The organism is Vibrio sp. Vb1980 (assembly GCF_033338615.1).
Lineage (GTDB): Bacteria > Pseudomonadota > Gammaproteobacteria > Enterobacterales > Vibrionaceae > Vibrio > Vibrio alginolyticus.
Window position 1 is genome coordinate 229,821 of sequence record NZ_JAWOSZ010000004.1, and the last position, 20,869, is coordinate 250,689.

Genomic DNA, 20,869 nt, shown 5'->3' on the forward strand with positions numbered 1-20,869 from the left:
ATCACAAGAATAACCAATCATAATCAGAAAGGTAACAGTGATTGACAACTTTTATGTTTTAGGTGTGAGATGATGCATCAACAAGGCGATTTATTTGGCGGCGATCTATGGCAAGAAGTAGAAAGAGGAAAACTTTATTATGATCCTCATTTTCTTAGCCATCTTGAGGCGGATAATTACTTTGACCAACTTCGAAAGACACTGCCATGGCACCAAGAACACATTACTATGTTCGGCAAGTCAGTACTTCAACCTCGCTTACAAGCGTGGCACGGTGATGCAGCATATACTTACTCAGGCTTAACCATGCAGCCTCACCCTTGGACTCCTGAGTTAACTCAGCTGAAAGTGCGTTGTGAATCAGTTGCTGATGTCACTTTTAATTCTGTTCTCGCTAACTTATATCGACACGGTCAAGACTCAATGGGCTGGCACCAAGATAATGAACCAGAGTTAGGTAGAAACCCTGTTATCGCATCTTTGAACTTAGGTGAAACACGTCGATTTTTGCTTAGAAATTTACATTGTAAAACTGAGATTGAATATGAGCTTTCTCACGGCTCCTTACTGATTATGGCTGGCGAGCTTCAGCATCACTGGAAGCACTGCGTACCAAAAACCGCGAAAACCAAAGATGAACGTATCAACCTGACTTTTAGGCAAATTTTCAACTATTGACTCAGCTTTTACATTCTCAATTAATATTGATGGTAGGTTTAGGTTCAGGACTTCATAGGGAATGGATTTATGCGTATTAAACCTCTTAGCTTAGCGGTCTTACTCTCTTGCTCACTTACCTTTGCTGCTCAGGCATCACAGGAAGACGTACCGCTTCTCGATAATACTCAATCAGCGCAGTTGATTCGTAGTACCTACGAACAAGAACTGTTCACTCTCCCGGCGTTTAAAGAGGGCCATTTTGGCTTACGCATGTACCGCCAAACATTAGATGAGAAATATCACGCTGCCATTTGGACCGACATGGCACAAGTAGCCAGCCGGTTAAACCAATTTGCTAATGAAGTTGTTGAACCAGAAGACATCATTCTCTATTCATCTCAAAGGCTGACCACGTATCAAGAGAAAGAAACCGAACGAGGGCAGCGACGCTATACCGTGACTAAACACCATCCTGAGTACCTTTATCTTGGTGTGGATTTGCTTGGCGCAATGGCAAGAGCAAACGAATACGGCCTAAAGCATAAACAAGACAAAACGCTGAGAAAAATTATTAGGCGCTACGATTTCTCGCGTTACGTTACGGACAAAGAGATGATAGAAGCATGGGCAGCTCAGCTTGCAAACCAAGTCTACTGGCTTCGTCAGTTAGGAGAGCAAGATGTGGTCGAGGAATTCACTCAAACCTTCCGTGACACCTACCCCGACGATAAAGATAAGATGCTTTCAGCTCAGCAGTATTGGAACAAACTCTATGGTATGACGCACATCATCTTTGCCGATTCACAGTATTATCAGGAGCGAGTAAGCGAGAAGAAACACCAATGGATTTATGATTACTTTCGCAACAACATCGACACTATCCTACTGCGCGCCAAAGAAGACGTGATTGCGGAAGTCGGCATTTCGTTTTTGTTAGCAGGCTTGGACCATGATCCGGTCGTAAAGAAGACCCGCCAAGCCATTCGTCATGCAATCAACGCAGAAAAAGGGATGATTCCGTCGGTCGACGGTAACTTTGATCTCAAGTACGGCGAACACCGTAACGTGCTAGCCATCATGCTGCTCGATTGGAAAGGGGTACATAAAGCGCCAACTTATCAAGAGCACCCAGAGGCTTTTAAATCGATACCTTACGGCTTAATGCCCAAGCCTTAGAAATAACAAAACCCGCCATTTAGGCGGGTTTTGAGTGTGGATCTTCAATCTAAATTAGAGAGAGATAAAAATGCCCGCTAAGCAAGCACTCATCAGGTTAGCGAGTGTACCAGCAGCAACCGCTTTTAGGCCTAGACTTGCAACATCTTTGCGGCGCTCAGGTGCCATCACGCCGATAGAACCCAACTGAATCGCAATTGAGCCAATGTTCGCAAAACCACACAACGCAAAAGTGATAATAATTTGAGTATGCTCAGACAGTGTCGCTTTGTGCTGCACAAAATCGATAAACGCAACAAACTCATTCATCACCACTTTCTGACCAATGTATGAACCCGCAGCTAGAATTTCGTGGCTTGGCACACCAATCAACCACGCTAGAGGTGCAAACAAATAACCAAAAATCGCTTGTAGCGTTACGCCAGAGAAACCAAGTATCTCACCCAAGTTTTCTAGCCCCGTGTTCACCATCGCGATAACACTCACGAAAGCGATAAGCATGGTACCAACAGCAACGGCAACTTTCATACCGCCCATGGCACCGCTTGCTAGCGCATCAATTACGTTGCTTTCTTCTGATTTATCTAGCTCAATATTGTTGTAATCGCTTGGCGTTTGACGCTCAGGAACGATGATTTTTGCCATCATCAAACTACCTGGTGCTGCCATAAAGCTTGCCGCGATCAAGTATTTGAGGTCGACACCCAAACCAGCATAACCACCAAGCACACTGCCCGCCACTGAAGCCATACCACCAGCCATCACGGCAAACAGTTCAGAGCGAGTCATGTTAGAAAGAAATGGACGAATAAGAAGTGGTGACTCGCCTTGAGATAAGAAAATGTTCCCTGTTGCAACCAAAGACTCTGCTTTACTCGTACCCAAGAACTTCTGGATAGCGCCGCCAATAAATTGAATCACTTTTTGCATAATGCCCAAATAGTAAAGGGCGGAGATAAGAGCACTGAAGAAGATGATGATAGGAAGGACACGGATAGCGAAGATAAAGCCAGAAGAAGCGAGGTCACCAAAGAGGAATTTAATCCCTTCATCAGCAAAGCTGAGTAGCCCCGCGACACCATTACTTAAACTCGCCAGCGCCGCTTGACCCAACGGGAAATAGAGCACTAACGCAGCAAACCCCATTTGTAGCATCAAGGCGCGAGATACAGTTTTCCAATTAATGGAAGAACGACCCTCAGAAAGTAGGAAAGCACAACCTAGCAGTGCAACAATACCAAATAGACTAAATAGAACACTCATGAGCTGGACCTACTAAACGTTGAAAAAGAAAAAAGAGCCAAAGGAATTGGCAGAAGAAAGGGACAACGCAGCGAGTGATAACTCACTTTTAGATCCAGAATGTAGACAGAACGAATAGTTCGACATCTTATTTTTACCTTATACAAGCAATTGAACGTAGCTGGTCCGGTCCGTGGGGTCATTCACTGCTGGCGAGCATGTTGCTTGGCCTGCTCCATGTGACGGCTTGTATGGGTAAGGGTCCTGAACAACTAAACCCTAATTCCCGCTTAAACGGGACGCAAGTATAGCCAACAAAAAGAGATATTCATCACATTTATTTACGCAAACGTTCAAGCGTTCAAAATTTAGGCAAAAGTACTCTTTTGTCGTCATACTATTAATAAAAGTAAGGGCATAAGGATAGGCGTTGATGGTAAAAAACATAAAAGTGACCAATAAATATGCAATCAAACTCGAAAGAGCCAAAATTCGTCATTTTGCTCTCGCCAACAGGTGGATTTTGGTTATACAATTCGCGTTGCTTCTTTCGAGGCCTCTGAGTATTCAGAGCATCATGATGCCGAGATGGTGAAATTGGTAGACACGCTAGCATGAGGTGCTAGTGCCTTTGGTGTGAGGGTTCGAGTCCCTCTCTCGGCACCATTATCCTTCTTCCCTAATTTTGTTCGAGTGTAATGCAAAGTTCTAAGCAGGCAAGACAGTCTACAGATGCTAATCAACTTCTGAGTGAGCTTGCGGTTCACGCTTTATTACACCTGCACTTTAAAATTCACGCGTCCTCGCATGGCCTCTCCCTTAAAGAACGTAATGACTTACTTCAGAAATGGCTGAAACCAAAACTGAAGAGTAATCGCTATAAGCTGATTAAAAAGCCGTTAAAGTCTTTGACTCAGCAGGCAAAAGGTGAGAACGGAAATCTGGAAGAATTACTCGAGCGCTGCGTCGGTGCAGACAAACCCAGAAATCCTCAACCCGATCTAGATAGCTACTTGCTGCTGATCAACGAGATTGAGAAGAAACTGGGGACTACCGTGTTATTATCGCGACCGGAAGACGTCGACTTATCTCACGACCAACACGGCTGTTTGCTGTGTGTGCTTTCTGAGAACTTAAATCAGCACTTCGATGATAATAACGCCCTAATCGCTCCTATTTCGATGCTGTTCCGCGGACCAATGAGTCAACGCTCACTTTTCCTTGGCAGCATTTACGCCAGTGGTACCTTCAATTATGAAGTGCAGTATCAAGACGACCAGTTCGTTCGCATCACATTAGAGTTAGCGTAACTGTAACGCTAAGAAATAAACGAATCGAAAAAGGCCGCGAAACTCGCGGCCTTTTGCTTATCTAGATTTAAACTTGAGTTAATCGATCTCTTTAAATCGAGCAGTAAAGTGGCGCAGCACTGGTGGCTCGTACTCGAAAGTGAGCCCTTTTAACTCATGTGCACGATTTTTCAGTTCGATAATCGCATCCGCAATGTAATCCATATGATCGTTTGTGTAGACACGACGTGGAATGGTCAAACGCATCAACTCAAGCTCTGACACTTTTTGTTTACCCGTTTCCGGATCTCTACCAAGCAGCAACGATCCTATCTCTACTGCTCGAATACCCGCTTCCAAGTACAAAGCATTACACAATACCTGCGCAGGAAACTGATCCGCTGGAATATGTGGCAAAATCTTAGCGGCATCCACAAACACCGCATGACCACCCGTTGGGTATTGAATCGGAATACCGCCTTCACGTAAGCGCTCACCTAAGTATTGAACTTGGCTAATTCTATAGTGAAGAAAATCCTCATCCGCGGCTTCATACAAACCGCGAGCGAGCGCTTCCATATCACGCCCAGCCATGCCGCCGTATGTTACAAATCCTTCCATGGGTACGCAGCGCGTCTGCACCGCCTGGAACAACTCCTTATGATCACGAATACAACACATGCCACCAATGTTTACCATCGGGTCTTTCTTAGCTGACATGGTGAGCATATCACCGTACTGGTACATCTCACGGATGATTTCCAGAATCGATTTATTCTCGTAACCCCCTTCACGCTGCTTGATAAAGTAGGCGTTCTCACAGTAACGAGCCGAGTCAATCACCACTGGAATATCGTACTTGGTTGCAATCTCGTACACACTGCGCATGTTTTCCATCGACACAGGCTGACCACCGGAGCTATTACAAGTAATCGTGGTGATAATTGCACAGATGTTATGCGAACCGTGCGCTTCAATTGTTGCCACCAGCTTATCGATATCAAAATTGCCCTTCCAATCATAAGGCGTAGTGGTGTCGAATGCTTCTTCCGTTACCACGTTAATCGCTTTACCGCCATTGAGTTCAATGTGACCCGCTGTGGTATCAAAATGGTAGTTCGAGATAAATACTGGCGTTTCGCCACCACGCACCTGACGCATACGCTCAATCAAAGCGGGGAACAAAATTTGCTCGGCACCACGCCCTTGGTGTGCAGGCACGGTGAGCTTATAACCGAAGAAGTACTCCACTGCATCACACAGGTTGTAGTAATTTCGACTCCCCGCATAGGATTCATCCCCCATCATGATGCCAGCCCACTGATTATCACTCATGGCACCAGTGCCTGAGTCAGTCAGCAAATCGATATAAACATCATCACTACGAAGAAGAAATGGATTATAGCCCGCTTCTTTTAACGCGACTTCACGGTCTGCCAAAGTCGTCATTTTGATTGGCTCAACCATTTTGATACGGAAAGGTTCTGGAATACGTTTCATTGTTAATTTCCTTATACGCATTGCCCTACGCAGTTTCACGTAAGACTAAAAAACAAATAGATAGAATGCTTTTCAATGCGATTGCATTGAGGAAATCAACGAGAAGAGATTTTACTAAGAAGAGACAAGCAGTAGTCTAGGTTATACCAGAACGACAGCACCAAACGGCTATCGAGAATATCCTTTATTCTCATCGTCTTCGTCCTCCTGATAAAAATAAAAAGTCAGAAACCCCATGTCTCTGACCTTTTCAATATAGTGCAGTTTTCAATCAATTTTCAGTGAGGTCACCCTCATTTTAAGAAGGTCTCGCCCTTTTCATTCTGCGTTTGATATTACTTTCTTTGACTAGGTAATCGAAAAGTGGCGCGAATAAGTTAGCAAATAGAATCGCTAACATGATGCCTTCTGGATAAGCCGGGTTCAGCACTCGGATAAAAATCGTCATCACGCCGATTAATAGTCCGTATGCCCATTTCCCGTTATTGGTAAAAGCTGCCGAGACAGGGTCTGTCGCCATAAAGAAGGTACCAAACGCAACCCCACCAATCACGAAGTGCCAGTAGAACGGCATGGAGAACATGGGGTTAGAGTCTGAACCGATCGCATTCAATAGTAATGAAGCTCCGATTAAACCGACCAACACGCCCGCAACAATTCTCCACGATGCAATCTTCATAAAGATGAGAACCAAGCCTGTTAGTGCGATCAACAACGTGGAGACTTCACCCATCGAGCCTGGTAAATTACCAACAAAAGCATCTCCCCATGAAATTGTTTGTCCTGTCATATTATTTATCAAAGCACTTTGCCCGCCTTCATACCATTGACTAAGTGGAGTAGCGCCAGAGTAACCATCAGCCGCGACCCACACAGCACCACCGGACATGTTGGCAGGATAGGCAAAGTATAAGAACGCTCGCCCTGCTAAAGCTGGATTTAGGAAGTTTCGTCCAGTACCACCAAAAATCTCCTTCGCCACAACAATACCGAAAGTGATACCTAAAGCCGCTTGCCATAGTGGAATTGTCGGGGGAAGGATCAGCGCAAAGAGTATAGAGCTGACAAAAAAACCTTCATTTACCTCATGCTTTCGCACAATAGCAAACAGAACTTCCCAGAAACCACCAACGATAAACACCGTCGCATAAACCGGGAGAAAGTAAGTAGCACCAAGCCACATTTTACTTCCCCACCCCGCTTGTGAAACCGCATCTAACGAGCCCCATACCCAACTCAGTTGCCATGAAGAAACAAGCGCTTGCTGAGCTGAGGCTTGATCCATTCCATACAACAAGGCATCACTCGCTTGCTGGCCTATGTTGTACATACCCCAGAACATGGCTGGGAAGACCGCCAGCCACACCATGATCATAATACGTTTTAAATCGATGCTATCTCGAACGTGAGTCATGCCCTGGTTTACCTTACCAGGCGTGTAAAAAATGGTTTCGACAGCTTCGAAAAGTGGGTAGAACTTGTGATACTTCCCACCTGGACCAAACTTAGGTGTCGCTTTCTCAAAGTAATGTTTAAGGCTCATAACGCTCCTCCTTTATCTAAAAGATGGTACGCACATGTGTAAAAAGCGATCGTTTTTTAATCTCTTCGTCTTCCTTCTTCGTATTTCACCTTGTTCGCCACTCTTCTGTCTCCTCTTTAAATCCGGCGAACAGTTTATCCAACGAAAAAGGGACCGCTCATGGACACACTCGCCATTGACCTAGCTAGATTCCAATTTGCCTTTACTGTCTCTTTCCACATTATTTTTCCAGCTTTTACGATTGGTTTGGCAAGTTATCTCGCTGTATTAGAGGGCTTGTACTTAAAAACGGGCAACAAACAGTACATGCAAATCTATAAGTACTGGATCAAAATCTTTGCCATCAGTTTTGGTATGGGTGTGGTGAGTGGCATCGTGTTGAGCTATCAATTCGGTACTAACTGGAGCGTGTTTGCCGACAAAACAGGCCCAATCCTGGGCCCGCTAATGGGTTATGAAGTTTTTACTGCATTTTTCCTCGAAGCGGGGTTTTTAGGCGTGATGCTTTTCGGTATGGATAAGGTGGGTAAGAAGCTTCACTTCGCCGCGACTTGTATTGTTGCATTCGGGACGTTTTTGTCTGCGTTTTGGATACTTTCGGTTAATAGTTGGATGCAAACACCAGCGGGCTATAGTATCAACGAAGCCGGACAGTTTGTCCCAGAAGACTGGTGGGCGATTGTCTTCAACCCTTCCTTCCCTTACCGGCTCGTTCATATGTTGCTCGCCGCTTACCTTACTACCGCCTTTGTTGTAGCCGGCGTTGCCGCTTATCACTTGCTAAAAGCAAACCATAACCCTCTAGCCAGAATTATGTTCTCGATGGCAATGTGGATGGCTGCCATCGTGACACCAATTCAAATCGTTGCTGGAGACATGCATGGATTAAACACCCTTGAACATCAACCCGCCAAAGTCGCCGCGATGGAAGGGCACTATGAGTCTCACCAAGGCGCGCCATTGATCCTCTTCGGTATCCCTAACGATGAAGAAAAACGTATGGAATACGCACTGGAAATCCCCAAACTCGGTAGTTTGATCTTAACTCATGACCTCAACGGTGAAGTGAAGGGATTAGATGCTTTTCCAGAGGAGGAACACCCTCCTGTCTCTATCGTTTTCTGGTCTTTCCGAGTCATGGTCGCGCTTGGTTTTGGCATGCTTGTTATTGGTTTGTGGAGCCTTTGGCTAAGAAAACGTCGCCAACTTTTTGATTCGAGGGCACTTCAACGTATTTGTGTGCTGTTTGCCCCAGCGGGGTTCATTGCAGTTTTAGCAGGCTGGATAACTACCGAAGTCGGTCGCCAGCCTTACACCGTATACGGTCTTTTAACCACAGCCAATTCGGCATCGCCTATTGATGCCGCCGCGGTGAGCGTCTCCCTGACGGCGTTCATCGTGGTTTACTTTGTGGTTTTTGGAGCTGGCTTCTTCTATCTCCTACGTTTGATGCGCAAGTCTCCAACTCGATATGAAGAAGGTCTAGATAGCCGACTTCCTGATGGCACGAAAACTGATGCCATCACACATTCTAACCATCTAACCTAGGAGCTAACTCATGGATTACGCATTAATTTGGTACGCTTTGATTGGGCTCGCCGTTCTGATTTATGTCGTGTTAGATGGCTTTGATCTCGGTATTGGTATCCTATTCCTCAGCGCTAATGACGATGAAGAGCGCGACATGATGATGAACAGCATCGCTCCTGTTTGGGATGGGAATGAAACTTGGCTAGTTCTTGGCGGAGGTGGGCTTTTTGCCGTGTTCCCCCTCGCCTACGCGGTCATTATGCCAGCACTCTATGCTCCCCTGATTTTAATGCTGCTCGGGTTAATTCTGCGCGGGGTTTCTTTTGAGTATCGCTTCCGAACACAACGCGGAAAGTTTTTATGGGATAGCGCTTTTTTCATTGGTTCACTCACCGCGGCATTGATGCAAGGCATTATGCTCGGAACCCTGCTCCAAGGTATAGAGGTTAGTGAACGAGCATACGCAGGTGGATGGTTTGATTGGCTTTCACCATTTAGCGTATTTTGTGGCCTGGCGCTTGTTTGTGCTTATATTCTGCTCGGTTCATGCTGGTTATTAATCAAGCTTCCAGAAGAGCTGATGGGGCGCTATTACGTGGTCGCGCGACGATGGGGACTAGCGATGGTAGCCTGTATATTCATCGCCAGTTTGTGGCTGCCATTGAGCCAAAATATCGTATTTGAACGTTGGTTCTCATTACCAAACTCACTACTGTTTTTCATCTTACCAATTATTGCAGCGGCACTTATTTGGCAGCTATTCAAAGCCTTACTCGACCACAAAGCCGTCCGAGCCTACATTCTTGCGATCGGCCTGTTTCTTGTGTCCGCGATGGGTTTCGGTGTCAGTACATTCCCTTACTTGGTCCCATTCGCACTCACTTATCAAGACGTCGCCGCGCCAGACAAAAGTTTGGCATTTTTACTTGCCGGTGCGGTGGTATTACTTCCTCTGATCATAGCCTACACGGCTTATTCGTACTGGGTTTTCCGCGGCAAGATGAAACGTGGAGAAGGATATCACTGATGAAACTAAAACCCATTTTGTGGTTCATTGGCATTTGGCTGGCAAGCGTTGTCGCCTTGTTTATCATCAGTTCGTTGATACAAACTGCGATATTGTAGGCCCAGAGTCGACTGCACCACATCTGAAGCCATTGAGGTCTATACTCAAGCAAGAGTAAAACAACGGAGTGTTTTTATGACCTTAAAGCGGTTTCTGGTAACTTTGATTCCTTTGACGGTTCCACTGTTTTCACCAAATGCATTGGCCGTAGACAAGCAGATGTCATCCGCCATGAAAAGTAAAATTCGGTCTATTTGCTCCGCAACAGACGAGCAGGGCCATTGGCAACTTGCTGAGGCAACTCCTGACGCCAGACGCTCACTCAACATGGTGCTTTATCAAATGAATGCCGATGATAAATTGAAAGCAATTCATGAGGTGAGAACGAAAATGGTCGGCGGCACCCATTATGCGTTTGAGTTCGAGTTGCAAGATGGTCAAGTCTGGAATGCAATTGTATTACACAGTGCCCGAGGCGATTACATGATCGAAAGACACGCAAAGAAAGGCGAACTCTGCCCTAAATAGCAATAGACACTACGACTCTACAGCCGACACAATAAAGTCGACTGATTCAGTCGCCTTTATTGTTGGTATGTTTAGGTATCGCTTCAAAAGCTTGGGAAAAGTAATAGCTTTCAACCTGAGGCCTAACTAAATCACAAGCTAACCCAAGGTCATCATTTTTTGTGAAAGGTAAATGTTCTGATAGAACCTCTTTTGACTTTTTATCAACCGTTTTAAAAGATTCAATAATTCTTAGAGGAACGTGAAACTGATGATCTCTCACGAGAAAGAAATAGTATTGGAGATGCTCGCCATATGTCGCAGCGTTATTAATCTCGCTACCAATTTTCACAGCTTCAACGCGACTGCCTTCACAATCAAATTTAAACACATTGGTAATTTCTGCTTCCATAGAGCCTGGTACATAAACGATATAGCCAGCACTGAGCTCATGACCAATTAATACATAGCTCTCGTCGCGCTCATGCAGTTGATACGCAAAAGAATGAAATGCACTACAAAGTAAAATGAATCCAAGCCGTTTCTTCATTTTGTCTTCAACTCATCTATGACTTTACGTACGAAGTTTGCCTTAGCATCCGTATATTTTTCGATGGTAATTTCAGCTTGTTCCATCAAAGAAAGTTTTAGAGAAACATGAGGAAAGTGCGCAATACCTAGTACCATATCGATAATAGGTTTGGCAGGCATATCCAAAATGGCAGTACTGCCAATATGCTCGATTTGAGTTGACATCATCTCCGTCACTAACGCCAGTTCAGATCGGCTGCGTGCAAAATCCTGTCGACATGCAGGATCATGCTTAACAACACCTACGTTGTAATTGGCTAAACCTAATTTCATCCATCCCTCTCCTAATAAATCCAAATATCATAAGAAGGAAATTATCCAATCACCAAAGTAAAAGCCAAACTTCCGGCACACCCGACACTAATTACTCAACAAATAGAGTCATCTCTGGTGTACTTTTGGTTTGGCTTTTTACTGTTAAACCGTCTCGGTTTTCGCCTCTATCTTCTCATTCACTTTATCGCAAATGTACTCTCCAATCGGCATTGCAGATGTCGCTGCGGGAGAGGGTGCGTTGCAAACGTGTAGGCTTCTGGCGCTCTCGGCAAACAAAAAGTCATGAACCAAGGTTCCGTCGGATAACACCGCTTGTGCGCGAATACCCGCAGGATATGGTTTGAGATCTTCTACCTTGATGCTAGGGCAATATTTGTTGACCAACTTGAGGTAGCCCGGCTTCCACCACGAGTTCTTAAACTCATCCAGTCCGGTTTTTAGATGCTTTTGTGTCACCTTCCAGAAACCGGAGAAACTGAGCATTTGCATGGTATCTTGCAAGCTGAAGTTAACCTTGTCGTACCCTTCCCGCTTCCAGCCTTGAACCGCATTTGGACCAACAGTCACACTGCCATCAATCATGCGAGTCAGGTGGACGCCCAAGAATGGCAAATCAGGGTCTGGAATTGGATAAATAAGATGATTCACCACTCGGTCGTGTTTGCTATCTAAGCGGTAGTATTCACCACGATAAGGGATGATTTGGAAATCGGTCGGAATAGACATCATCTTAGTCATGCGATCCGCCATCAAGCCACTGCAAGTAACCAAGAACTTGGTATTAAGCTGCATCGTTTGACCGTCTGAAATGCAGGTCAGTTGGACTTCTTCATCCTTCTCTTCGGCAGCCACCACTTTGGTTCTCAGGCTGATTTGACCGCCGAGCTTTTTGAACTCTTCCGCCATCTGCTCAGTGACCAAACGATAATCAACAATGCTAGTGGTTTTGACATAAATCGCACCCAAGCCAGTGATGTTTGGCTCAGCCAGTTTGAGTTGAACTTCATCGAGTAGCTTTACGTCGATGCCGTTGACATGGCAGCGCTCATAGAGGGCATTCATGCGTTCGACTTCTTGCTCATTGGTCGCAACCAATAACTTGCCACAGTTCTCCACCGGAATATCGTGCTCAGCACAGAACGAAATGGTTCGCTCTACCCCACGCTTACAAAAATCCGCTTTTAAGCTGCCCGGAGCGTAGTACACCCCAGCATGAATCACGCCGCTATTGTGTCCGGTTTGGTGCTTGGCAAAACCGGACTCTTTCTCAACCAATAAAATGGATTTGTCTGGATGACGTTGCTGTAGTTGCCATGCTGTCGACACACCAACGATACCGCCACCAACAATGATGTAGTCATAGACTGATTTCATACGACCTCTTATAAAACCGATAGTTGAGATTGTTGCAATTTGAACTTGCGACCACTGTAAATGAACACCGCGACAAATACCGCACAGCTTGCCACACGAACCAACATTGGGATATCGTGCCAAACCAGCAATGTACCCACCACTACCAACAAGAGACGCGTCAGAATGTTTAGAGGACCTTCCAAGTAGCCTTCAATCGCACCAATCAATGCATAGGTACCGATGATGGCAAAGAAGCCTACGGTAATTACCGACGTCACATCCCAACTGACCAAGCCTGTATAGGCAATAAGTAGCGGTACAAGATACAAACCTTTGGCGATTTTCCACGCCATCAAACCAGTGCGCATCGGTGGTGTTTTGGCGATGGTTGCTGCTGCAAAAGCGGTCAAACACACTGGTGGCGTAACGTTACTGTCTTGCGATAACCAAAAGATGATGAGGTGAGCAGCCAGCAATGCCAAGCCTACCGCTTCCATACCCAAACTTTGCTCTAGTAGGGTTTCCATAAAGTCCGCAGGTACTAGCGCCACCATTTCTTTCGCGGTTTCCAACGCCATTGGTGCATTAAGCAGTTCCAACTTTTCTGGCGCCGCCAACATGAAGATAGCTTTTGCTTGTTCAGGCAATTGACCCGACACCATCAATTCAAGCAATTGGTTTTCTGCAATCAACTTGTAAAGCGCAGGGGCAGACAGTGTTCCCAATACAATATACGCCGCTGTTACAGGTAAACCCATACCCAAAACAAGAGAAGCGAGTGCAATCAAAACGATCATGATGAACAAGTCACCATTCGCCCAACCATCGATCATCAATGAGAACGTGTTGCCGATGCCTGTTGTACTGATCACGTTGATCACCAGACCAATACCCACCAGCAATACGGCAGTTGTCGCCATGTTTTTCGCGCCTTGCGAAAGTGCTTCGATGATCGCTTTTGGTCCCATCTTGTGATCTTTCGAGAACCAAGACGCCACCACCACTGAGATGATCGACAAGCCCGCAGCGTAAGTCGGTGTAAAACCTTGAACCAACAAAGTAACCAATACCGCCAGCGGGATAAGGTTATGCCAACCGCTGATCAACACTTTCAGTAGAGATTCATCGCTGGTCGTGATTTTTTGAACGCCGCTGCGTTTGGCTTCGATACGCACAAAGAACGCCACAGACAAGAAATAGATAAGAGCAGGAATAAAAGAAACTGCGATGATATCGACATAAGGAATTTGCGTGTAAGACGCCATGATGAAAGCACCCGCGCCCATCACTGGTGGCATCAACTGACCACCTGTTGACGCCGCAGCTTCCACCCCCGCCGCGAAGCGCGAAGGAAAACCTGCTTTTTGCATCAAAGGAATACTGATAACACCGGTTGAAACCGTATTTGCCACACTTGAGCCAGATACTGAGCCCATCAAACCGGAGCCAATCACCGCAATAAAACCCGGACCGCCGATGATTTTGCCAGCCGCAGCTCGTGCCACATTGATGATGTAATCACCGACACCAGAACGCACAAGAAACGCCCCAAACAGAATGAACATGAATACGAAAGTCCAACTGATGCGCGAAATAGAGCCAAACATACCCTCAGAAGAATAGAAACTGCGGTAGAGCAAGGTTTCCATGCTCAAACCCGGGAAATGGAAAATGCCTGTTGCCCACTTACCCCAAAGCACAACGTAACTCAGACACACCACAATCAGCACTGGAATAAACCAGCCCATGGTACGTCGGATCAGCTCAATAACAATCAAAATTGCCATGATGGCGAAGATCCAATCGCTGGTCACGAACTTCACACCACGTTCGTACAGCGCATCTTCGGCATAGGGAATGTAGAGCAAACACGCTACCGCGCCCATGGCAATCAACACATCGATGCCGAGTGCAATCTTACTCTGCTTGAGAGAGATATGAGCCGGATACCAAAGCGCACAAATCACCGCAAAGCCAGCAAAGTGGGTCGCGGAAATCCATAACTCTGGTAACGTTGATAAGGTATTAAACCAAATGTGCAAAGCAGACAACACCACGCCAAACACTGTAATTGTGGTGGTTACCCACGGAAAATCAGTGCGCGTGGGCAGCTCAAACTTCTGCAATTCCTTTTCTATTGAGTCGCTCATCTCATACTCCAAGCTCTGGCGGCTTTTTCCATCTTTGAAATCGGTAGGGATAAAATGCCCCGAGCCAAAACTCGGGGCCAAGTAGGCGTTATTTCGCCATTAGGTCTGATGGGATTTCGATGCCCATTTCTTTGTAGTAACGCGCCGCGCCTGGGTGAAGAGGCACTGGCAAGCCAGCAATCGCTTTCTCAATCGCCATTGCTTTTGTTGCTTTGTGGATACCTTGTAAGAACGGCAGGTTCTCGTAAATTGCTTTGGTTAGCTGGTAAACGTCTTCTTCCGAGATATCTTCACGAACTGCCAAAAAGTTAGGCTGTGCAATGGTGGTGATCGGCTTATCTAGACCCGGGTACGTGTTCGCAGGGATCTCGTACTTCGTCCATAGGTTGTAGTTACCGTTCGCCTCTTTGATTTGTTCGTCAGTAAACGAAAGAATCGAAATGTCTTTACCCAGCGCAGCAAAAGCTTGAGTGACCGCACCAACAGGAACACCCGCAGGCGTGTTCATGCCGTCAATGGTGCCGTTTTGAAGTGCGCTCGCACTGCCGCCGTAACCCATGTAAGCAAGATTGAATTTATCAGGGTCGACCTTCAGACCTTTCATTATTTGGCGACCAGAGTTCTCCGTACCAGAATTCTTCTTACCGATAGAGAATTTCTTGCCATTTAGGTTGTTCAGGTCAGTCACAGTGCCAGTTTTTGCTAGATCAGAGCGAACAATAAAGTGCTCAACGTTTTGCCACAGCATAGAGACCGAACGCAGCTGTTCTTGACGACCGCTCTTCTCATAAGGACCTTCGCCAGACCAAGCCCACGCACCGTAAAGACCTTGTAGAATCGCGAACTGTGCTTCGTTTTCGTTCAGCAGTTTGACGTTTTCACCAGAGCCCGCAGAGCTGATTGCAGAAAGGGAGAAGTGGTGCTTTGGTGCCAACTTCACTTTGCTTAACGTCGCCAACGCTACGCCCACAGGGTAGTAAGTACCACCTGTCGATGCCGTTGCAAGAATATAGCTACGATCTTCTGCCGCAGCGTTAGCAGCAATACCAAAAGAAGTCACAGCGACAGCCAAAGCTTTTACCAGCTTATTCATTTTCATTATTACTCTCCGTGTAGTCGTTTCACGATTGGGGATTTACATCATGTTAAACCTTTATTAACAACACATTCCCTAGAGCAATTGAAATGCCAACTTTTAACCCTTTGTATTTATTGAACTAAGTACTGAAAGACATCAAAAATGAGCAAAATCATGCTGATTTGATAGCAAAGTAATGAGCAAGATCTTGCTCATTGAAGAGGAGAAGGTTGCACGCCTAGATCGCAAAAGGTTAATAAAATGTGATCAAGACAAAATAAATGCACGATTCACTAATAAGCAATATTTTGCCGATGCAATTTTGGATTGAATTGCAACTAATGAGCGTCTTAACAATAAGAAGAAAAAGCGCATCATTCTAAACTGCTCAATTTATCAGCTGAGGTTTATAGCCTAAACGACTACAAATAGCACAAAAATACAGCAAAGAAAGCCATGTTACAAAAATGAAAAGTCATTTATTCTAATTTTTAATTTAAAAAGCAGCTCGATCCACCAGTTAAGAAATAAACATTGACCGTATCAACTTATTTTCTACTTCGGGGTTGTGCCAATGGCCCTATGTTCGTTAGTGTAACAACACGCCAAGGCAAACGTATTCCTTGGTATTTTTTCGTCTTTAAGGATCACCCATGTCAGCAACTGCGCAATTACAATTCGCTTTAAAACGCCCATCTGGCGTTGCTGCTGCGATCCTCCTGCTCTCTCTGGAACTGATTCAGAGCTGACAGGCTATATCTAAACTTTCTGTCAGCTTGAGAAGAAGCTGACGGGAACACCACATACTCCTCCCATTCCTTTCAGTTTCTTCCAAGCGAAACATAAGAGGAATAACAATGTTAAGCGCACGCAATATCGCCGCTTTGGGCTTCATGACTTTCGCCATGTACTTAGGCGCGGGTAACCTGATCTTCCCTCCATTTTTGGGTTACCAAGCAGGTGAAAACTTTCTGAGCGGGATGTCTGGCTTCCTCTTAACGGGTGTAGGTCTGCCTGCGATGGCACTAGTGATGGTGGCTATCGTAAACGGTTCAGACAAATTAACCGCTGCCCTACCTAAACCTTTGGCGACCAGTTTTTGGGTAATGGTATTTATCGTAATTGGCCCTGCGTTCGTGATTCCACGTGCAATTACCGTGGCTTACCAATTCAGCTTTGCGCCAATGTTTGGTGATGCAGCTTTGGTGCCTTTCACTATTGCCTTCTGTGCTATCACCATTCTATTTGCCCTATATCCGGGTAAATTGGTCGACAACCTAGGCAAGATCTTAACGCCTGCCTTGATGGCAATCTTGATCATCATGTCTGTGACGGCTTTGGTTTCTCCTGCAGGTGAGCTAACTGCCGCAACGGGACCATACCTATCTGGTGCATTTGCTGAAGGCTTGACCCAAGGCTACATGACCATGGATGCGCTAGGTTCTATCGGTTTTGGTTGGATTATCTTCCGCGCGATTCGCAGCATGGGTGTGGATTGCCCGAAAGCCACCGCAAAATACACGCTAATCGCAGCTTTGATGTACGCGGTTGCCATGGCGTTTGTTTACATCTCATTGGCTTACATTGGCTCGACAAGCTCATACTTGGGTTCTGAGTTCAGCAATGGTGGCGACATTTTAACGGCATTCACCTTCAGCCACTTCGGCGCATTTGGTTCACTATTACTAGGTGCCGTGATGGTATTAGCGTGTTTGACTACTGCTATCGGCGTAACCACCGCAGGCAGTGAGTTTTACGACAACACCTTCAGCAAAGTGAACTACAAAGGCTGCGTTATCACGACCATGGTATTGGCAGGTTTAATCGCCAACGTAGGTCTGGAGCAACTATTGGCTATCACATTACCAGCGGTTGTGGCGCTTCACCCAGTAGCGATTGCGTTGATGATCATGGCACCGGTGCGCAACAAGATGTCGCAAATCATGGTCATCGCGACGGCGTTCACTGCTCTAACGTTTGGTTGTGTTGATGCGCTGCACATCCTAGGTTACATGCCAAGTTCCACTGATGAGTGGATGGGTAATTACATGCCTCTGTACAATGACTTTGCTAGCTGGATTGTGCCTAGCGTATTTATGATGATTGTTGGTCTGCTGTTTACGACGAAAACCAACCAAACCGAACAATTCGAGCTGGTGAATGAATAGCCGTTTAACATAAGACATCGCTCAATAAGTGCGTTACTATGTAGCTCGCTTATTGATATCAGGCAAAGGAGTTGCCTGAATGAAAGATTGATATGGGTCGCCTATGGATAATCAGTATCTAGACATCAGAACACTGAACTTTATCGTTATTCTGTTCTCTTGCATTTACTCTATTAGTCTGCTTTGTTATCAATACACTCAGGGTAGAGTCAAAGGCTTAAAAACCTTCTCGATATCACTACTGTTTATTGGTTTAGGCCCTTTTTTACTTGGCTTTAGAGGCTCTGCGCCAGACTGGCTGACCATCGTCATAGCCAACACTCTCATATTAGTCGGCTTCTTGCTTACGCTATATAGCGTAAGCATTTTTCGTCAATATCCTTTAAAATTGGCTCACTGTCTTACCTTGTTAACACCTGTTTTCAGTGGTTCATTTTACTATTTCACCTTCCATGACCCTTCTATCAAAAGCCGCATTATTTATCTGAGCATGTATATTTGTATCGTCACCTTCTTTAGTGGTGTCGCCATGCTTAAAGGTACCCAAAAGGACTTAAAGCTCCCTGTTAAAGCAATGGCTTACTCTTTCTTTGGATTTAGTTTTTTTATGGGATTTAGGGCGCTTTGGAGTACTTTTTCAGGTGAGTTACCAAGTTTTATGGTCGCAGGCCTTATCCATCAGCTGACTTTCTTATTTAGCATCTGCCTGATCGTTGCTTTGAGCTTTAGTATGCTGTGGTTAATTAACGGACGCTTGGTGCAATCCATAAATGATCTCTCTCATTTAGATGCACTCACAGGGCTATATAATCGTCGAGCCATGGAAGAAATCGTTCCAAACTTGGTTAGTAAAGCACATAAAAAAAGCCAAGCAATCAGCATTATTATGACTGATGTCGACAAGTTCAAAGCGATTAATGATCACTATGGTCACACGGTTGGCGACTCCGTCATGGCAACGATCTCCACTATTTTTAAAAAGCATCTTCCTGAGTCAGCCTGCATTGTGCGATTTGGTGGTGACGAGTTCATGATTGTTTTGCTCGAAAAAGCACAACAAGCCAAAATTGTCGCAGAGCAAATTCGCCTTGCGGTCGAAACTGAAACCGCTTTGCAATCATTTAAAACTGAAGTGACCATGAGCTTTGGTATCAGTCAGTTATCTGAGGGGCAATCACTTCAAGAGGCGCTTGCTGAAGCAGACGAAGCGCTATATAGCTCTAAACATACTGGAAGGAACCTCGTTACCTTGTTTGGAGAAGGTAAAGACCTAAATTATAAGTTTGTCCCAGCTCCTGCCAAAAGCGCATAACATGTTTGTTATGCCAATGATTTTACATTAGCTAGAAATCGTACTAAGTATAGTCGGAGCGATTCAAACCAAACTTCTGCATCTTTTGGTTAAGGGTTCGACGTGGTAAATCCAACTCCTGCATCACCTCATTGATGCGTCCATGATGCCTGACTAAAGAATCATGTAGCACCTTACGTTCAAAGTTATGTAGCTGAATCGCCAACGGCACGCCCGCATGCGTCTCTTCGGTTGTTGAGGATGGTCGACTAGAGAGAATTTCCATTACGGAGACGGTTTCATCCAATGCAAAACGCATCGCTACATTCCTAAGCTCACGTACGTTACCAGGCCAAGAGTAAGCAAGAATGGCCTTTCTATCGGCTTCACTCAGTGGGCGGCTCTCAGGGTTACTTTTCAGAGCAAAGTGTTCGAACAAGATCAACGCATCATCTTCTCGCTCACGTAGCGGTGGCAAATAGATCTGCGCCACATTAAGACGATAGTACAAATCCTGACGAAACTCGTCATGATCATTGAGATCTTCTTTCGCGGCGGCGATCACTCTCAAATCAACTGAGATCTGTTGGTTGCCCCCAACGCGCTCTACCGTATGTTCCTGTAATGAACGCAACACTTTCACCTGCATGGACAGCGGCATACTCTCGATTTCATCAAAGAATAAAGTGCCTTTATCCGCGTATTCCAACTTACCAATGCGCTTTTTACCCGCTCCGGTAAATGCCCCTGCTTCATGCCCAAACAGCTCACTTTCAAACAGGTTCTCAGGAATAGCGCCACAGTTGATTGGCACAAAATGATAGGATCTGCGTTGGCTTTCATTATGCAAACTGGTCGCCACCAGCTCTTTACCACAACCTGTTTCGCCGTAAATGATCACGTTAGTATCAATGCGTGCTAACTTGGCTACTTGTTCTCTAAGCTGTTGCATCACTCGGCTTCGCCCAATCAACACCTCTTCTAAGCCGCTAACGCTAGATAGGTACTCTTGGCGATCTTGAGTAGACGTTTGTGCGCGATAGCTCTCGACCGCTTCGGTTACTCGTTGGGATAAACGCTCAGGTTGGAAAGGTTTCTCAATAAAATCGAACGCACCGTTTTGTAACGCCCCTACTGCCATATCGACGTCACCATGTCCGGTGATCAAGATAACTGGCGTTGGGATGTGATTAGCAATCAGGCTTTCTAGTATCGACAAGCCGTCGGTGTCCGGCAGGCGAACATCACTGACAATCGCATCAAATTCTTGGCTAAGAATGGCCGCTTTCCCCTCTTCTCCTAAACTGAATGCGGTCACGTCGAACCCCGCCAGTTGCAGCCACTGACTGGTAGCCTGACGAACAATGTCATCGTCTTCGATAAGTGCAATTTTAGGGGTGTCGTCAAAAGCCATGAGTTACTACCGTAGGTGGAATAGAAATCGCT

General features: G+C 45.6%; 17 protein-coding genes and 1 tRNA gene. 9 read left to right on the forward strand and 9 right to left on the reverse strand.

Going from position 1 to position 20,869, the window contains the following annotated elements; all coding sequences use genetic code 11:
• The first annotated feature begins 72 nt into the window (after positions 1-72).
• Positions 73-678: an alpha-ketoglutarate-dependent dioxygenase AlkB family protein gene (locus R7F64_RS10010; protein WP_005374161.1), complete on the forward strand. Its 606-nt coding sequence runs from the start codon at positions 73-75 to the stop codon at positions 676-678.
• A 69-nt stretch (positions 679-747) separates the two neighbouring features.
• The gene (locus tag R7F64_RS10015) at positions 748-1,836 is read left to right on the forward strand and encodes a DUF3541 domain-containing protein (protein ID WP_085569244.1); all 1,089 of its coding nucleotides are present in this window, start codon (positions 748-750) and stop codon (positions 1,834-1,836) included.
• Positions 1,837-1,890: 54 nt separating this feature from the next.
• Here R7F64_RS10015 and R7F64_RS10020 read toward each other — a convergent pair whose 3' ends face one another.
• Positions 1,891-3,099, reverse strand: a complete 1,209-nt coding sequence (locus R7F64_RS10020) for a NupC/NupG family nucleoside CNT transporter (protein WP_017635515.1) — start codon at positions 3,097-3,099, stop codon at positions 1,891-1,893.
• Between the two features lie 561 nt (positions 3,100-3,660).
• Here R7F64_RS10020 and R7F64_RS10025 point away from each other — a divergent pair.
• Together R7F64_RS10025 and R7F64_RS10030 are read left to right on the forward strand one after the other, a co-directional pair.
• Positions 3,661-3,744: transfer RNA gene (locus R7F64_RS10025), tRNA-Leu, on the forward strand.
• Between the two features lie 32 nt (positions 3,745-3,776).
• Positions 3,777-4,388 (forward strand): DUF2913 family protein, encoded by a 612-nt coding sequence (locus R7F64_RS10030; RefSeq protein WP_005384170.1) that lies wholly within the window; start codon positions 3,777-3,779, stop codon positions 4,386-4,388.
• A gap of 78 nt (positions 4,389-4,466) precedes the next feature.
• Here the strand turns inward: R7F64_RS10030 and R7F64_RS10035 are convergent, their stop codons facing one another.
• A complete protein-coding gene (locus R7F64_RS10035) occupies positions 4,467-5,867 on the reverse strand; it encodes a tryptophanase (protein WP_042523396.1) in 1,401 nt (466 codons plus the stop codon).
• Positions 5,868-6,165: 298 nt separating this feature from the next.
• Entirely contained in the window at positions 6,166-7,410 is a 1,245-nt protein-coding gene (locus R7F64_RS10040; RefSeq protein ID WP_005374169.1) for an NADH:ubiquinone reductase (Na(+)-transporting) subunit B, read from the reverse strand.
• A gap of 159 nt (positions 7,411-7,569) precedes the next feature.
• Here R7F64_RS10040 and R7F64_RS10045 point away from each other — a divergent pair, with 159 nt between their 5' ends.
• The 3 genes from R7F64_RS10045 to R7F64_RS10055 all read left to right on the forward strand — a co-directional run bounded on the left by R7F64_RS10045 (position 7,570) and on the right by R7F64_RS10055 (position 10,534).
• Positions 7,570-8,958, forward strand: coding sequence for a cytochrome ubiquinol oxidase subunit I (locus tag R7F64_RS10045; protein ID WP_042523398.1), 1,389 nt, complete (start codon positions 7,570-7,572; stop codon positions 8,956-8,958).
• A 10-nt stretch (positions 8,959-8,968) separates the two neighbouring features.
• Entirely contained in the window at positions 8,969-9,967 is a 999-nt protein-coding gene (cydB, locus tag R7F64_RS10050; RefSeq protein WP_042523399.1) for a cytochrome d ubiquinol oxidase subunit II, read from the forward strand.
• A 174-nt stretch (positions 9,968-10,141) separates the two neighbouring features.
• Positions 10,142-10,534, forward strand: coding sequence for a hypothetical protein (locus R7F64_RS10055; protein ID WP_042523401.1), 393 nt, complete (start codon positions 10,142-10,144; stop codon positions 10,532-10,534).
• A gap of 46 nt (positions 10,535-10,580) precedes the next feature.
• Here R7F64_RS10055 and R7F64_RS10060 read toward each other — a convergent pair whose 3' ends face one another.
• From R7F64_RS10060 to R7F64_RS10080, 5 genes are all read right to left on the reverse strand, one after another.
• The gene (locus R7F64_RS10060) at positions 10,581-11,063 is read right to left on the reverse strand and encodes a hypothetical protein (RefSeq protein WP_033906248.1); all 483 of its coding nucleotides are present in this window, start codon (positions 11,061-11,063) and stop codon (positions 10,581-10,583) included.
• On the reverse strand, positions 11,060-11,377 hold the full coding sequence (locus R7F64_RS10065; protein WP_033906247.1) for a GrpB family protein: 318 nt from the start codon (positions 11,375-11,377) through the stop codon (positions 11,060-11,062). The genes R7F64_RS10060 and R7F64_RS10065 overlap by 4 nt, the downstream gene beginning before the upstream one ends.
• 144 nt (positions 11,378-11,521) lie before the next feature.
• Positions 11,522-12,754 carry an L-2-hydroxyglutarate oxidase gene (gene lhgO, locus R7F64_RS10070; protein ID WP_169628636.1) on the reverse strand — a complete coding sequence of 411 codons (1,233 nt, stop codon included), beginning with the start codon at positions 12,752-12,754 and terminating at the stop codon, positions 11,522-11,524.
• A gap of 8 nt (positions 12,755-12,762) precedes the next feature.
• Positions 12,763-14,886, reverse strand: a complete 2,124-nt coding sequence (locus R7F64_RS10075) for a TRAP transporter permease (RefSeq protein ID WP_145472589.1) — start codon at positions 14,884-14,886, stop codon at positions 12,763-12,765.
• An 88-nt stretch (positions 14,887-14,974) separates the two neighbouring features.
• Entirely contained in the window at positions 14,975-15,985 is a 1,011-nt protein-coding gene (locus tag R7F64_RS10080) for a TAXI family TRAP transporter solute-binding subunit (protein ID WP_318071655.1), read from the reverse strand.
• Positions 15,986-16,821: 836 nt separating this feature from the next.
• On the opposite strand from R7F64_RS10080, the gene brnQ reads away from it, so the two are divergent.
• On the forward strand, positions 16,822-18,132 hold the full coding sequence (brnQ, locus tag R7F64_RS10085) for a branched-chain amino acid transport system II carrier protein (protein WP_318071656.1): 1,311 nt from the start codon (positions 16,822-16,824) through the stop codon (positions 18,130-18,132).
• A 103-nt stretch (positions 18,133-18,235) separates the two neighbouring features.
• Positions 18,236-19,444 (forward strand): GGDEF domain-containing protein, encoded by a 1,209-nt coding sequence (locus R7F64_RS10090; RefSeq protein WP_005374203.1) that lies wholly within the window; start codon positions 18,236-18,238, stop codon positions 19,442-19,444.
• Positions 19,445-19,487: 43 nt separating this feature from the next.
• On the opposite strand, the gene R7F64_RS10095 is transcribed toward R7F64_RS10090, so the two are convergent.
• The gene (locus R7F64_RS10095) at positions 19,488-20,837 is read right to left on the reverse strand and encodes a sigma-54-dependent transcriptional regulator (protein WP_005374204.1); all 1,350 of its coding nucleotides are present in this window, start codon (positions 20,835-20,837) and stop codon (positions 19,488-19,490) included.
• Positions 20,838-20,869 lie beyond the last annotated feature (32 nt).